This is a genomic window from Seohaeicola nanhaiensis (assembly GCF_042654245.1).
Lineage (GTDB): Bacteria > Pseudomonadota > Alphaproteobacteria > Rhodobacterales > Rhodobacteraceae > Seohaeicola_A > Seohaeicola_A nanhaiensis.
In genome coordinates this window covers 143,108-157,471 of record NZ_JBHSGI010000024.1, presented here as the reverse complement: position 1 = coordinate 157,471, position 14,364 = coordinate 143,108, and the positions used below count along the sequence as shown (strand labels likewise).

General features: G+C 65.3%; 14 protein-coding genes. 4 read left to right on the top strand and 10 right to left on the bottom strand.

The annotated features are described in order from the left end of the window. Positions 1-14 precede the first annotated feature (14 nt). The 8 genes from ACFO5X_RS15205 to ACFO5X_RS15170 form a co-directional block, all read right to left on the bottom strand. Entirely contained in the window at positions 15-245 is a 231-nt protein-coding gene (locus ACFO5X_RS15205) for a hypothetical protein (protein WP_380718360.1), read from the bottom strand. Between the two features lie 150 nt (positions 246-395). Continuing rightward, positions 396-602 carry a cold-shock protein gene (locus ACFO5X_RS15200; RefSeq protein WP_380718356.1) on the bottom strand — a complete coding sequence of 69 codons (207 nt, stop codon included), beginning with the start codon at positions 600-602 and terminating at the stop codon, positions 396-398. A 211-nt stretch (positions 603-813) separates the two neighbouring features. Continuing rightward, positions 814-1,110, bottom strand: coding sequence for a hypothetical protein (locus tag ACFO5X_RS15195; RefSeq protein WP_380719520.1), 297 nt, complete (start codon positions 1,108-1,110; stop codon positions 814-816). Positions 1,111-1,154: 44 nt separating this feature from the next. Continuing rightward, positions 1,155-1,700 carry a sarcosine oxidase subunit gamma gene (locus tag ACFO5X_RS15190; protein ID WP_380718354.1) on the bottom strand — a complete coding sequence of 182 codons (546 nt, stop codon included), beginning with the start codon at positions 1,698-1,700 and terminating at the stop codon, positions 1,155-1,157. Then, positions 1,693-4,620, bottom strand: a complete 2,928-nt coding sequence (locus ACFO5X_RS15185) for a sarcosine oxidase subunit alpha family protein (RefSeq protein ID WP_380718352.1) — start codon at positions 4,618-4,620, stop codon at positions 1,693-1,695. Before ACFO5X_RS15185 ends, ACFO5X_RS15190 begins: the two co-directional genes overlap by 8 nt. After that, on the bottom strand, positions 4,617-4,877 hold the full coding sequence (locus tag ACFO5X_RS15180; protein ID WP_380718350.1) for a sarcosine oxidase subunit delta: 261 nt from the start codon (positions 4,875-4,877) through the stop codon (positions 4,617-4,619). Before ACFO5X_RS15180 ends, ACFO5X_RS15185 begins: the two co-directional genes overlap by 4 nt. Positions 4,878-4,935: 58 nt before the next feature. Beyond that, on the bottom strand, positions 4,936-6,189 hold the full coding sequence (locus ACFO5X_RS15175) for a sarcosine oxidase subunit beta family protein (RefSeq protein WP_380718348.1): 1,254 nt from the start codon (positions 6,187-6,189) through the stop codon (positions 4,936-4,938). A 350-nt stretch (positions 6,190-6,539) separates the two neighbouring features. After that, positions 6,540-7,970 (bottom strand): Glu/Leu/Phe/Val family dehydrogenase, encoded by a 1,431-nt coding sequence (locus ACFO5X_RS15170; protein ID WP_380718346.1) that lies wholly within the window; start codon positions 7,968-7,970, stop codon positions 6,540-6,542. 331 nt (positions 7,971-8,301) lie between these two features. Here ACFO5X_RS15170 and ACFO5X_RS15165 point away from each other — a divergent pair, with 331 nt between their 5' ends. From ACFO5X_RS15165 to ACFO5X_RS15155, 3 genes are read left to right on the top strand one after another with little or no spacing between them, the layout of a single operon-like run. Then, entirely contained in the window at positions 8,302-10,038 is a 1,737-nt protein-coding gene (locus tag ACFO5X_RS15165; RefSeq protein ID WP_380718344.1) for a TadE/TadG family type IV pilus assembly protein, read from the top strand. Next, on the top strand, positions 10,035-10,574 hold the full coding sequence (locus ACFO5X_RS15160) for a TadE/TadG family type IV pilus assembly protein (protein ID WP_380718342.1): 540 nt from the start codon (positions 10,035-10,037) through the stop codon (positions 10,572-10,574). The genes ACFO5X_RS15165 and ACFO5X_RS15160 overlap by 4 nt, the downstream gene beginning before the upstream one ends. A gap of 3 nt (positions 10,575-10,577) precedes the next feature. Further along, complete coding sequence (locus ACFO5X_RS15155; protein WP_380718340.1) at positions 10,578-11,186, top strand: TadE/TadG family type IV pilus assembly protein; 609 nt, start codon at positions 10,578-10,580, stop codon at positions 11,184-11,186. Between the two features lie 36 nt (positions 11,187-11,222). Here ACFO5X_RS15155 and ACFO5X_RS15150 read toward each other — a convergent pair whose 3' ends face one another. Next, positions 11,223-11,708, bottom strand: coding sequence for a hypothetical protein (locus ACFO5X_RS15150; protein ID WP_380718338.1), 486 nt, complete (start codon positions 11,706-11,708; stop codon positions 11,223-11,225). Between the two features lie 57 nt (positions 11,709-11,765). After that, positions 11,766-12,722: an NAD(P)-dependent oxidoreductase gene (locus ACFO5X_RS15145; protein ID WP_380718336.1), complete on the bottom strand. Its 957-nt coding sequence runs from the start codon at positions 12,720-12,722 to the stop codon at positions 11,766-11,768. 422 nt (positions 12,723-13,144) lie between these two features. On the opposite strand from ACFO5X_RS15145, the gene ACFO5X_RS15140 reads away from it, so the two are divergent. After that, positions 13,145-14,323 (top strand): 4Fe-4S double cluster binding domain-containing protein, encoded by a 1,179-nt coding sequence (locus tag ACFO5X_RS15140; protein WP_380718334.1) that lies wholly within the window; start codon positions 13,145-13,147, stop codon positions 14,321-14,323. The last annotated feature ends 41 nt before the right edge of the window (positions 14,324-14,364 follow it).

Here is a 14,364-nt window from a genome sequence, read left to right as displayed (position 1 = left end):
GCGCCTGACGTGCGTTATTTGTCGGCCTTGGCGGCAGGTTTCTTGCGCGTGGCCTTCTTCGGCGGTTCGGACGGTGTCGCCGCCTCGTGCGCAAGTCGGGCCTTGCGCAGACGGTCGGTCTTGCCCTCGCGCACTTCCTTTTCGTGGTCAAGGATTTCCTTGGCGGCACGTGTCGTCTTGTCCATCGGTGTTTCGGACCGCTGGGGGACGTCCTTGAAAAGGGTTGTCTTGGAAAGTCTGGCCATATGTCAGTCTCCTTTCGGACAGGGGAAGGCGAGCGTGTGGGCACAGCCGGATGGGGACGTGACCGGGGGACGGGCATGGGCCCGTCAAAAACGAAAAGGCGGAAACGGCCGAGGGACCGTTTCCGCCAGTTCAGTCAATCGCGCAAAGGCTTATGCCAGTGCGAGATTGGTCGCGGATTCGCGGCCGTCGCGGCCGGATTCGATGTCGAACGTCACGTTCTGACCGTCATCCAGCTTCTGGATGCCAGCGCGCTCCAGCGCGGAGATGTGCACGAAGATATCCTTCGAGCCATGTTCCGGTGCGATAAAGCCGAAGCCTTTTTGAGTGTTGAACCATTTCACGGTGCCTGCGGCCATCGTGTTTCTCCATAGTATAGTGCCATCCGCAACACGCGATGACCCGGCTCAGTGTCGTCGAAAGAACTACTGAGGCCGTTAGGAGACAGAAGGTCGAAAGAAGATGCTTCGCCCCACCTACCTAAGCGAGGCGACCGCAGAATGCAAGGGCGAAGACCGGAGTGGCCGCCCGGGACGCCGTTTTGTCACCTGCGTCCCGGCCGTCCGCAACTTACCGCTTGTTGCAGAGATCGCTCCAGGCGGCGGCAAGGTCGTTCTGGCGGATGTCGTGCATCTTCTGCTCGTAGACCCAGGGGGTGATGAGGGGAATCGCGGCGTTGTAGTTCTCGGGCCAGGTCGGGTTGGTGGCCGCGATGGCGGCGGGCACGTCCTGTTCCTTGACCCGGTCCTTGCGGGCCTGCTGGATCGCAGCGACCACCTGGGCCTGATAGGCGCAGCTTTCGGCCTGGGTGTCTTCGGCGTAGGCGGGGGCCGCCAGCAGGGCGGCGGCAAGGGTCAGGCGGATCAACATGGCAACGGGCTCCTCGATTCACATACCTCTGGGCCGCCATCTTAGCCGCGTGCGGCGACGCCTTCCATGGCTGTCTTGAGGTCATGCACCAATGTCCCGGCCATCGAGCGGAAAACCATCACGCTGAAGACGTTGGCGCCGGTGCGGGTGACCGATGCCATCATGTGCTGGAGCGGGCTGCGCAGGGTATGGCCGCGCTTGAACACGGCCGCGCGCAGATCGACCGGAACCAGCCGGGCCAGCACCGCCTCGGCCCCTGCCCCGTCGAGGCGCACCCGCGCCCAGGCGTCAGTTTGGTCGACCACGGCGGCATGATCGGCCAGCGCGGCGCCGGGCTCGGCGCCGATGAGCAGGTATTGGCCGCGGCCGAACCAGATCACCGAGGTGCCGGCCTTGGACGCCGAACGGTTCACGCCGGGCAGTTTCACGCCGTGTGTCGCTTCGAGCGCCGCGGAGAGGTCCTTTTCGCGGCCCTTGTAGGGCATCAGCGAGGTGAGCGGGGCGAAGGGTTCCTCGCTCAGCGTGACCGTTCCGGCCGTCAGTGGCAGCAGGCCGTCGCAGGCGGTTCTGGCAAGCAGGTCAGTCACGCATCCGTCCTCCTTCGGGGTCGAAGGCGATGGGTGGCACCACCTCGCAAATCGCCTCGATCTTGCGCACGTGGTCGACCATCTTGATCCTTTCGCCGATCCGGTCCGGCCCGTTCTTCAGGAAACCGAGCGCGAGCATGTGGCCCAGCGTCGGCGAGTAGCAGACCGAAGTGATGTAGCCCTTGTCGTTCTCGCGGACGGGCGCATCGTCGATCTCGAAGAGATGCGCGCCAGCGATGACCTGCTTGACCGCACCGACCGGCTTGAGTCCGACCAGACGCTCGCGCATCGGGTCGAGCAGGCCGTCGCGTTCGGACATGGTCTTGCCGATGCAGTCCTTCTTGTCGGACACCATCTTGCCGAGGCCGACGTCATAGGCGGTGGTGCGTCCGTGGATCTCGGAGTGGGTGATGAAACCCTTTTCGATGCGCAGGACATTCAGCGCCTCCATCCCGTAGGGACCGCCGCCCAGAGCGCTGGCGCGGGTCAGCAGCTCGCGGAAGAGGCTGTCGCCATAGCGCGCCGGCACCGCGACTTCGTAGGCATGTTCGCCCGAGAAGGAGATGCGGAACAGCCGCCCGGCGACGCCCATCACCGTGACCGGTCCGCAGGCCATGAAGGGCCAGTCGTCAGGGTTCAGCGGCGTATCGAGCAGCCGGTCGAGCAGGTCGCGCGATTTTGGCCCGGCGATGGCGAACTGCGCCCATTGCTCGGTGACGCTGGTGAAGACCACGTCGAGGTCCGGGCGCAGGCACTGGTGGACAAATTCCAGGTGGCGCATCACCTCGCCTGCCGCCGCGGTCGTGGTGGTCATGAGGAAATGCGTGTCACCCAGCCGCGCTGTGGTGCCGTCGTCCATGACGAAGCCGTCCTCGCGCAGCATCAGGCCATAGCGGGTGCGGCCGACCTTCAGCGTGGAGAAGGTGTTGGTATAGACGAAATCGAGAAAAGCGGCGGCATCCGGACCCTGGATGTCGATCTTGCCGAGCGTCGAGACATCGCAGACGCCGACCGTCTCGCGCACCATCTTCACCTCCCGGTCGCAGGCCTGGCGCCAGTTTGTTTCGCCCGGGGCAGGGAAATAACTGGGGCGATACCACAGCCCCGCCTCGATCATGGGCGCGCCGCGATCGACGCTGGCCTTGTGCGAGGTGGTGAAGCGCTGCGGCGCAAAGCCCTTTCCCTGCGCCCCGGCCCCCATCGCGGCAATGGAAACCGGACTGTAGGGCGGACGGAAGGTGGTGGTGCCGGTTTCCGGGATCGCGCGGCCCGTGGCATCGGCCAGCACCGCGAGCGCCGCGACGTTCGAGTTCTTTCCCTGGTCGGTGGCCATGCCCTGGGTGGTGTAGCGCTTCATATGCTCGACAGAGCGGAAATTCTCGACCGCGGCCTGTTTGACGTCCTTGACCGTGACGTCATTCTGAAAGTCGAGCCAGGCGCGCCCCTGCCCTTCGACCGTCCAGAGCGGAGCGATGCGGAAGGGATCGTCCTCGGCCTGGGGCAGGTCGGGTTCGGTTGGCTTGAAGCCCAGCGCCTCGGCCGCATCGGCGCCAGCCTCGGCGCCCTCGCGCAGACAGGCGGCGGTCGAGAAGGCAGCGTTGCAGGCGCCGACGGCCTGAAGGCCGGGGATCATGTCGGGCACCGGGGCGAACCCCTGGATGTCCTCGCGCCACTTGGGGCGACCGTTCATGTGGCAGGTCAGGTGCACGGTCGGGTTCCAGCCGCCGGTCATGGCGAGACAGTCGGTCAGCAGCTTTTCCTCGCCGCGATGGCTGCGGATGGTGATGCTTTCCAATGCCTTGCGCCCGGCGGCGTTGCAGACCTGTGCGCCCTTGATGACGTGGACACCCGGCAGATCGGGTCCGTCGTGACGGCTGTCGATCAGCGCGGCGATGTGAACCCCGGCCGCCGCCAGATCGCGTGCGGTGCGATGGCCGTCGTCGTTGTTGGTGAAGACGCTGACCGCCTTGCCCGGCGCGACGCCCCAGCGGTTCACGTAGGCCCGCACCGCGCCGGCGGTCATGATGCCGGGGCGGTCGTTGTTGCGGAAGGCGACCGGGCGTTCGAGCGCGCCAGCGGCGAGGATCGCCCGCCTGGCGGCGATGCGCCAGAAGCATTCGAGCGGCGCGCGCGAGCGCGGGACGTGGTGGCTGACACGTTCCAGCGCGCCATAGGTCCCCTGATCGTAGGCACCGGTGACGGTGGTGCGGGTCATCAGGCGCACGTTGTCCATCGCGGCGAGTTCGCCCAGAACCTCGGCCGCCCAGAGATGGCCCGGCTTGCCGCCGATCTCATGCGTCTCGGCCAGCAGGCGGCCGCCCATGCGGAAATCTTCCTCGGCCAGGATCACGTCGGCCCCGGCGCGGGCAGCGGTCAGCGCCGCCATCAACCCGGCGGGGCCCGAACCGATCACCAGCAGGTCGCAGAAGGCATAGGCGCGTTCATATGTGTCGGGATTGTTGAGCCCCGAGAGCGCGCCAAGACCCGCGGCCTGGCGGATCGCCGGCTCGTAGAGCTTTTCCCAGAAGGCCTTGGGCCACATGAAGGTCTTGTAATAGAAGCCCGCGCCGAAAAAGGGCGCGGCGAGGTCGTTCACCGCCATCACGTCCCAGTCAAGCGAGGGCCAGCGGTTCTGGCTGCGGGCGCTGAGGCCGTCGTAGAGCTCCTGCACCGTGGCGCGCACGTTCGGATCCTGCCGGGCGCCCTGCCCGATGGTCACCAGCGCGTTGGGTTCCTCGCTGCCGGCGGTAAGAATGCCGCGCGGTCGGTGGTATTTGAACGAGCGGCCGACGAGGCGGACGCCGCTGGCAAGCAGTGCCGAGGCGAGCGTGTCGCCCTGGTAGCCGGTGTGGCTGACCCCGTCGAAGGTGAAGGTCACCGGCGCGTTGCGATCGATCTGGCCGCGGTTTGCGAGTCTCATCGCGCCGTCTCCGCCAGTTCGGCGCCGAGGACCTCGTGCGTGAGGGTATTGCGCGTCACCACGATCCAGGCCGAGCAGCCGGTTTCGTGATACCAGAGGTCGCGCGTCACCCCGGCGGGATTCTCGCGCAGGTGGACGTAATCGGCCCAGGCCGCGTCGCCCGCCTCGGGGTCGGGGCGGTGCAGCGCGAGGGCCGCGCCGCGGTAGTAGAACTCGCGCCGGTCGCGCTCGCCACAGATCGGACACGGGAGTCTCATGCCTGCTTCCCCACCTTCTTCTCTTTCCAAATACTCACATCCGCCCTCATCACGCGCCTCAGTGCAGATTGTGCTGCGACCCGGTGCCTTCTTCGTCCATCAGCCCGACCCCGGTGCGGAAGCGGTCGAGCCGGAAGCGCGCGGCAGCCGGATGCGGGCGGTCCTGCGCGACCAGATGGGCAAAGCAGTTGCCCGAGCCCGGCACCGCCTTGAAGCCGCCATAGCACCAGCCGCAGTCGAGATAGAGCCCCTGTATATGGGTCTTGTCGATGATGGGCGAGCCGTCGGGGCTCATGTCCATGATCCCGCCCCAGGAGCGCAGCACCTTCGCCTTGCCGATCATCGGCATCAGCGTCATGCCCGCCTCCATCACGTGTTCGACCAGCGGCAGGTTCCCCCGCGCGGCGTAGGAGGCATACATGTCGAGGTCGCCGCCGAAGACGAGGCCGCCCTTGTCGGACTGGCTGATGTAGAAGTGGCCCATGCCGAAGGTGATGACCTGGTCGATGCAGGGTTTGAGCCCCTCGGTGACGAAGGCCTGGAGCACGTGGCTTTCGATCGGCAGGCGCATGCCGGCCATGGCGGCGACCTGGCTGGAGCGGCCGGCGACCACGATGCCGACCTTCTTCGCCTTGATCGCACCGCGGGTGGTCTGCACCCCGGTCACGCGGCCGTTGTCGATGTCGATGCCGGTGACTTCGCAATTCTGGATGATGTCGACGCCGCGCATGTCGGCGCCGCGGGCATAGCCCCAGGCCACCGCGTCGTGGCGGGCCGTGCCGCCGCGCGGATGGTAGAGCGCGCCGTAGATCGGGAAGCGCACGTTCTCGAAGTCGAGATAGGGCACCATCTTGCGCACGCCCTCGCGGTCCAGCAGGATCGCGTCGTCGCCCTGGTTGATCATCGAATTCGCCCGCCGTGCGGCATAGTCGCGCTGACCGTCGGAGTGGAACAGGTTGAGCACACCACGCTGGGAATGCATGACATTGTAGTTGAGGCTTTCCTCCAGCCCTTCCCAAAGCTTGAGCGAGTGGGAATAGAATTCGGAGTTGCCGGGCATGTTGTAATTGGCGCGTACGATGGTGGTGTTGCGCCCGACGTTGCCGCCGCCGATATAGCCCTTTTCCAGCACCGCCACGTTGGTCAGCCCGTGTTCCTGCGCGAGATAGAAGGCCGTGGCCAGACCATGGCCGCCGCCGCCGATGACGATGACGTCATAGGCCGGCTTGGGCGCCGGGTCGCGCCAGTGCGGCGTCCAGCCCTTGTTGCCGGTCAGGCCTTCCTTGAGGATGCGGAGGGCGGAAAAGCGCATGTGGAACTCCCTGGCGAACCGCGTCCAGTCAAACGGCTCGGGACAGGAGTATCAATCCCCGAAGTCGGTGCCGCAGCGCTTTTCGACATTCGGCGGTCAGCGCGCGACCCGTCCCGGCGGATTGACGCCAACGCGGCGTGACCGGCCGGGCAATGGGGGCTCTGCCCCCGCCGCGCCTGCGGCGCGCCTCCCACGAAGGTATTTTTGAAACAGAGAAGACGGGGCGCGGCGCTATGGCTTCTCTGGTTCAAAAATACCTCCGCCGGAGGCATCGCGCGGCACGCGCGATTTCGCGCCCGTTCCGGGCGCGGCTCAGCGTTTCCGGCGGGAACCGGGCGGGTCCGCCGCCGTTACAGACCCTTGGCGCGGTAGCTGGCGGCGACGCGGCTGATCGAGATCAGGTAGGCCGCCGTGCGCAGGTCGTGCACGTCGTCGCGGCCATGCCAGATGTCGCGCATCGCCTGGTAGGCGGTGCGCATGGTGTCATCGAGGCCGGAGCGCACCAGTTCAAGTTCGCCCGCGCCGCGCAGGTATTTGTCCTTGAAGCCCGGGCTGAGGGTCCAGCCGAGGCCGCGGTCGGCGCTGAGACGTTCGAGTTCCTCCACGATCAGCTGGTGACGCGCCTCTTCCTGGCGGCGGCCCATGCGGCCGAAACGGATGTGGCTGAGGTTCTTGACCCATTCGAAGTAGGAGACGGTCACCCCGCCGGCGTTGGCATACATGTCGGGGATGATTACGGTGCCCTTCTCGCGCAGGATCTCGTCGGCGCCCGCGGTGACCGGGCCGTTGGCGGCCTCGATGATCAGCGGGGCCTTGATGCGGGCGGCGTTGTCGAGGTTGATCACGCCTTCCATGGCTGCGGGGATCAGGATGTCGCAGTCTTCTTCCAGCACCGCGGCACCGGCGGCGGTGTGCGTCGCGTCGGGATAGCCCGACACGCCGCCGTGGCTGACCAACCAGTGATGCACCGCCTCGACGTCGAGGCCCTTGGGATTGAACAGCGCTCCGTCGCGTTCGATGATGCCGGTGATCAGCGCGCCGTCCTCTTCGGAGAGGAACTTGGCGGCGTGGTATCCGACGTTGCCGAGGCCTTGGACGATCACCCGCTTGCCGTCAAGCGTGCCGGCCAGCCCGGCCTTCTGCACCCCCTCGGCGTCGCGGAAGAACTCGCGCAGGGCATATTGCACGCCGCGACCCGTGGCCTCGGTCCGGCCCTGGATGCCGCCGGCATTGATCGGCTTGCCGGTGACGCAGGCGTTGCCATTGATCTCGGTCGTGTTCATCCGCTTGTACTGGTCGGCGATCCAGGCCATCTCGCGCTCGCCCGTGCCCATGTCCGGGGCCGGAACGTTCTGGGCGGGGTTGATCAGGTCGCGCTTGATCAGCTCGTAGGCGAAGCGGCGGGTGATGAGTTCCAGTTCGTGTTCGTCATACTGGCGCGGGTCGATGCGCAGGCCGCCCTTGGAGCCGCCGAACGGCGCCTCGACCAGCGCGCATTTGTAGGTCATGAGGGCGGCGAGCGCCTCGACCTCATCCTGGTTGACGCCCATCGCATAGCGGATGCCACCCTTGACCGGCTCCATATGTTCGGAATGGACCGAGCGGTAGCCGGTGAAAGTGTGGATCTGGCCGCGCAGGCGGACGCCGAAGCGCACCGTGTACGTCGAGTTGCAGACGCGGATCTTCTCTTCCAGCCCGGGCGAGAGATCGAGTAGCGCCACCGCGCGGTTGAACATCAGATCCACGCTTTCGCGGAAACTCGGTTCCTTGATCGTCGCCATTCTTTCGATTCCTCCCGGTTGCCTCGCGCGAGTCGCGCCCCGTTCCTACTGCCCAAAGTATTAGCAGGTTGTAACGGAATGCCCACGGATATTGGCAATTTTACGGTTTCGCCGCGACGCTGCCGGAACCGTCGCGCGGCCGCTGGCGATTCGATTCGTTGTTCGGGCCCCGTCAACAACTCTGCGGAATCGCGCCAATAGTGGCGCCTTGCTGCCGGAATGGTGACGGCTCCGGCGGGATTCCGCCAAACTTACGACACGTTTTTCGGCCAGAAACCGCATGATGATTTGACGATGATCGCCGTGACGTTGCCACGGCAGAGAGGTCTCCATGGCTGTGCAATACGGAAAGAATGCTGCTCGTTCCTTCGGTCTGGCACTCGGCAGGAAACGGCGAGTCAGAGGCGCGCTGGGTCGGTTCTGCCGCGACGACGAGGGATCGCTGATCATTTTCAGCGTCTACATCCTGGTCCTCATCCTCATGGTCGCCGGCATCGGCATCGACCTGATGCGGTTCGAGCGCGACCGGGCCGAACTGCAATATACTCTGGACCGCGCGGTTCTGGCCGCTGCCGACCTGGAACAGACGCTGGATCCCGCAAGCGTGGTTCAGGACTATTTCGACAAGGCGGGGCTGGGCGAATACCTGACCGGCACGCAGGTCAGCGAGGGCCTGGGCTATCGCACCGTCTCGGCGACGGCGCGCACCGAGGTGAAGACGCAGTTCATGCACATGACCGGCCTCGACATGATCACCGCGCCGGCGGCCGGCACCGCGGAAGAACGCATCGACGGCGTCGAGATCTCACTGGTGTTGGACGTGTCGGGGTCGATGAACTCGAACAGCCGGCTTTACAACCTCAAGATCGCCGCGCGCGACTTCATCGATACGATGGTGGACAATACCGAGGACGGCAAGATGTCGATCTCGATCATCCCCTACGCCACCCAGGTGTCGATGCCGAGTTCCTTCATCAACCGTCTCACCACCACGGGCGTGAACCCCTATTCCAACTGCATCAATTTCTCGGCGAGCGATTTCAACGATACCGCGGTGACCACGACTCAGACGCTGGAGCGCAGCATGCATTTCGATCCCTGGACCAGCGGATCGAGCGACTCGCGCGATGGGCGTTACAGCAGCCCGTCCGCACTGGTGAAGCAGCCTGTCTGCGAGGCCATGTCGTCTCGTGAAATGCTGATCATGCAGAAGGATCGCACCATTCTGAAGAATTTCATTTCGAACCTGTCGGCGGGGGGCAATACCTCGATCGACATCGGGATGAAGTGGGGTACGGCGCTTGTCGATCCGGCGATGCGCCCGGTCTTTGCCGCAATGGCGGGAGAGGGCACGATCCCGGCGGATTTTGCGGCGCGTCCGCTGAATTACGACGATCAGGACATTCTCAAGGTGATCGTGCTGATGAGCGATGGCGAGAATACCTCGCAGTATTACATCCGGCCCGGTTATGACGGCCTCTCGAACATCTGGTGGAATCCCGACGTCAAGGAGTATTCGGTCTGGGTGCCGGAGTATGGCAAATTCTACTGGCCGCACAACAGCAACTCGTCCTACGACCGTTGGGCCGATCATGCATATGGTCAGCCCTATGGCGACAACGGCTATGGCCAGAGCGCCAACAGCTGCGTCTCTTCCACGAACAGCGTGTCGAGCAGCTATAGCTGCAAGAATCGCACGGAAACGGGCACATCGGTGCGGCTCAGTTACAGCGAGCTCTGGGCGCGAACGCCGCTCGCCGTGAACGTAGACAAGAACTACGACCCCTGGATGAACGACTCAACGGCGCAGAACACATGGAATTACGGCGTGCGCGGCGAGGTCAACTCCTCGTCCAAGAACAGCCGCACCCATGCGATCTGCGAGGCGGCCAAGGCGAAGGACGTGATCGTCTTCACCATCGGGTTCGAGGCGCCCTACAACGGGCGGACGGTGCTGAAGGACTGCGCCAGCTCGGATGCCCATTACTTCGACGTTAATGGCCTGGAAATCTCGGAGGCCTTCGCCTCGATCGCCACCTCGATCCGCAAGCTGAGGCTGACCCAATGAGCCGCGCCCTTATCCCGATGCTTCGCCGGTTCCGCCGGTCGGAAAGCGGCCATGCCACGATCGAATTTGCGCTGGTCTTCCCGGCGATGCTGTTCCTGCTGCTCTCTTCGGTGGAGATGGGCCTGATCTCGTTGCAGCATTCGATGCTGGAGCGGGCGATGGACATCACCGTGCGCGATATCCGTCTATCGACCGGCAACGCGCCGCAACATGACGAGATCAAGGATCTGCTGTGCGAGCGGGCGGGTTTCATCGACAATTGCAGTCAGAACATGATGCTTGAGATGATCGAGGTCGACCCTCGCAACTGGTCGGGACTTTCGCAGAACGCAGCCTGCACCGACAAGTCGGAAGAGGTCGCGCCGGTGGTCCAGTTCAAGAATGACGCCGGCGACAACGCACTGATGATCCTTCGCGCCTGCGCCAAGATCGACCCGGTGTTTCCAACCGCCGGCCTGGGCAAGAACCTGGTCAAGGACGGCGCGGGACAATTCGCGCTGGTCGCCGTATCCGCATTCGTTCAGGAGCCGAGATAAGCCATGCTGACGCTCAAGCTGAAATCCCGCCTGCAAGCCTTCTGGTCCGATACTTCGGGCAACGTGACGGTCGAGTTCTGCCTGGCCATGCCGATCCTGTTCTGGAGCTTCATGGCGAGCTATGTCTTTTTCGACGGCTACCGGCAGAGCGCCATCAACCTCAAGGCCGCCTATACCATCAGCGACCTTGTTTCGCGTGAGACGGGGACGATCAACGACGCCTACATCCAGAGCATGGTCAACCTGCTGGAGCTGATGACGCGCACGCCCTCGGATGTGGACCTGCGCATTTCGGTGATCCGCTGGGACGCGACGGACGACCGCTATTACCTGGACTGGTCAGCCAATCGCGGTTTCATCAACGCGCTGACCGACGACAACATCTCGGACATCGAGGACAAGCTGCCGGTGATGCCGGCTGACGAGCGCGTCATTCTGGTGGAGACGAACAACGTCTTCGTGCCGCTGTTCAACGTGGGGCTGGACGATATCAACCTGTCGAACTTCGTGTTCACCCGGCCGCGGTTCGTGTCGCAGATCGTCTTCGAGGGGACGCAGAACGGGTCGAACGAAAGCCATGACGACAATGTCGATACATCCTCCGGCACCTGACCAGCGTTTGTTGGGATGACGTTCGCGGCGCGGGCCTCAGTCCGCGCCGTGTTCCTTTCGCTCGAGCAGCAGAGCCGAGAGGATGTCGCTCATCAGCTTGGTCTGATGGCCGGGCACGACGCCGCCGATCCCGACGCGGCGGCCGAAACGCCACCAGAGGCCGGGCCGCCAGGTGCGCGGACCGGGGGTGACGGTGCTGATCAGAAAGCCGTTGGACGGTTTGAAGGCCATCGCACCGCGGTCGATGCCACGGATATCGGCGACGCGGGCCAGCACGGTGCCTTCGCTGTCGCGGACTTCGTCGCGGGTCAGTTCGATGTGGAGCTGGGTCGCGGCATACAACCGCACGGCACCCCAGAGCGCCAGCAGGCCGACCGCGATCAGGAAAACCTGCCAGAGCAGTGCGGGCGGTTGGGTCATGGCGACATAGAGGGTAACGATGCCCAGGCCCGCGAGCATGGCCAGCCCGATCCAGCGCCGCATCGCCGAGGCCTTTACCACTGCCAGAACTTCGTCGTTCATTCCTGCCCCCTCGCACCGTTCCGACGCGCTTAGCGGAATTGAGCGCTCAGGAACAGCCTAGTTGGCGGCGGCGCGGCGCACGATCACCTCGGCGCCCGGTTCTTCGGGTTCGTCATCGACCATTTCGGCCGGAAAGCCGGGAGCGCGGATGTCGAGGCCCGTGGCCTCTTCCAGCCGTTTGATGATGTTGTCGGACTGCTCGCGCGCGCCGTAGCGGGCGATGCCGTCCTGGAAGATGCCGATCAGCAGCGGATTAAGCTCCAGCGGCACCCCGGCGCGGTCGGCCACCGCCTGGAACAGGCCGATGTCCTTGGCGACGAGGTCCATGGTGAAGGAGATGTCCCGGCTGCCGTTCAAGATCACCTGGCTTTCGGTCTCATGAACGAAGCTGTTGCCCGAGGAGATGCGGATCGCCTCGAAGGCGGTGCCGAGGTCCATGCCAGCGCCGGCAGCGACGGTCAGCGCCTCGGTGCAGGAGATGAGGTTGGCCGTGGCGAGGTAGTTGCTGATGACCTTGAGAATCGAGGCGCTGCCGATCTCGCCGGTGTGCAGGATGCGGCGGCCCATGATCGTGAGCAGCGGCAGCACCCGTTCAAAGGTAGCCCGGTCGCAGCCGGCGAAGATCGAGATGTTGCCGGTGTCGGCCCGGTGACAGCCACCCGAGACCGGGCAGTCGACCGCCGCGCCGCCGCGCGCGATGACCTCTGCCCCGAGGCGCCGGATCTCGGCCTCGTCGGTGGTGGACATTTCCAGCCAGATCTTGCCCGTTCGGACCTCGGGCAGCATCTCGGCTACGACAGCGGCCGAAATCGCGGGGCTGGGCAGGCAGGTGATGACCACGTCGCAGTCACGCATCAGCGCCGCGGCGGAGCTGCCGGAGCGGGCACCCTTGGCGACCGAGGCCGCGACGAGATCGGGATTGAGGTCGAAAACCGTCACATCGACCTTGTTGCGGATCAGGCTGCCGGAGAGCTTCCCGCCGACGTTGCCCAGACCGATGAATCCGACCTTCATGTGACCGCTCCCCGCTGTTGTCGCGGCAAGCCTGCCGCGCGGCCCGGACGCGCGCGCTTCTGTTTGCGACAGGGCGGCGGGCTTTCGAGGTCGCGGGCGGATCAGCTGTCGCGCGGCTTGTCGGAGGCGACGGCCTGGCCGGAGTTACAGATGAATATGCGCGACCCGGGAAAGACCCGGCCCAGCGCGTGGAGACAGGGCGCGGCGTCGGCGGCCGGCGCGACCGGATGGTTGGGGTCACAGGTGGGCAAGGGCGGCGGCGATTTCCAACGGTCTCTCTTCGGTGAACGCGATCCGGTCGATGACCCGAGCGCCCTGCCCCAGGTCCCCGATCCGGCACACGATGGCCCGCCGGGCGATCTGGTACCGGGGTGCAAACAGAAGAATTGCCGCAGGCGCGGACCAGGGCTAGCATCGCGCGCATGAGCTATCCGGCCAACCGCGCGTCGTTGACCCGTCCCGGCGATGCCGAGGCGGGGATCGACGTGACCGAGGCGTTCGAGCCCTTCGCACAGCGCAACGACATCTTTACCCGCGCGATGTGGGACGAAACGGTGCGCAGCAAGGCGACGGAGGGCTTTTTCAACTCGTATCGCATGGAGGCTGTGCCGCGGCGCGGCGAGGGCTTTGCCCAGCGCGATTTCGCGCTGCGCAACGCGGCCTGGCTGATCTCGGACGTGATCACGAACCGATTTGCCGGTGCCGGACGGCGCGAGGGATTCCAGGCCCCGATCAGCGACGACACGCCGGTTGCGCCCGAGCGGGTCGCGGTCGAGAACCCTGCTGCGATGGCCGCCGAGATCAAGCGGGTGGCGCGGTTCTTTGGTGCGGGTCTGTGCGGGATCACCGAAATGGACGAGCGGTGGCTTTATTCGGCGCGCGTCGATGTGCGCGACATGAGCGAGGCGCCGCTGGGCCTGCCCGAGGGGATGACCAGCGTGATCGTCCTGGGCCACGAGATGGACGCGGGGCTGGTGGCCACCTATCCCTCGGCTTTGGCGGGCGCGGCGACGGGCCGCGAATACAGCCACGAGGCGGCGGTGGTGATGCAGGTCGCGGCCTATATCCGCAACCTTGGCTGGCGGGCGGTGGCCTCGATGAACGACACCGGGCTGGTGATCCCCTATGCGCTGAAGGCGGGCCTGGGGGAATATGCGCGCAACCAGATGGTGATCACCCCGGAGTTCGGGCCGCGCCTGCGGTTCTCGAAGATTTTCACCGACTTGCCGCTGACCCATGACCGCCCGCGCCCGCTGGGCGTGGCCGACTTCTGCGCGATATGCACAAAATGCGCCGATGCCTGCCCGCCGAAGGCGCTGCCCTATGGACCGCCGAAGGTAGGCGGCGCCAACGTCTCGGCCATCCAGGGCGTGCGCAAATGGACTTCGGACGCCGAGAAGTGCTTTTCGTTCTGGGCCAAGACCAGCACCGATTGCGCGATCTGCATGCGGGTCTGCCCGTTCAACCGCGACTTCCGGCGAAGGAGACACCGGCTGTGGCTGCGCGTTGCGCTCTCGCGGTTCCGGCGGTTGGCGCTGTGGCTGGACCGCGGCCGGGGCAAGCGAGTGAAGCCGGGGCATTGGTGGCACGACTCAACCTGAGTTTGTCTGCGTTTCCGGATTCACCTGAAACCCCGGGATTT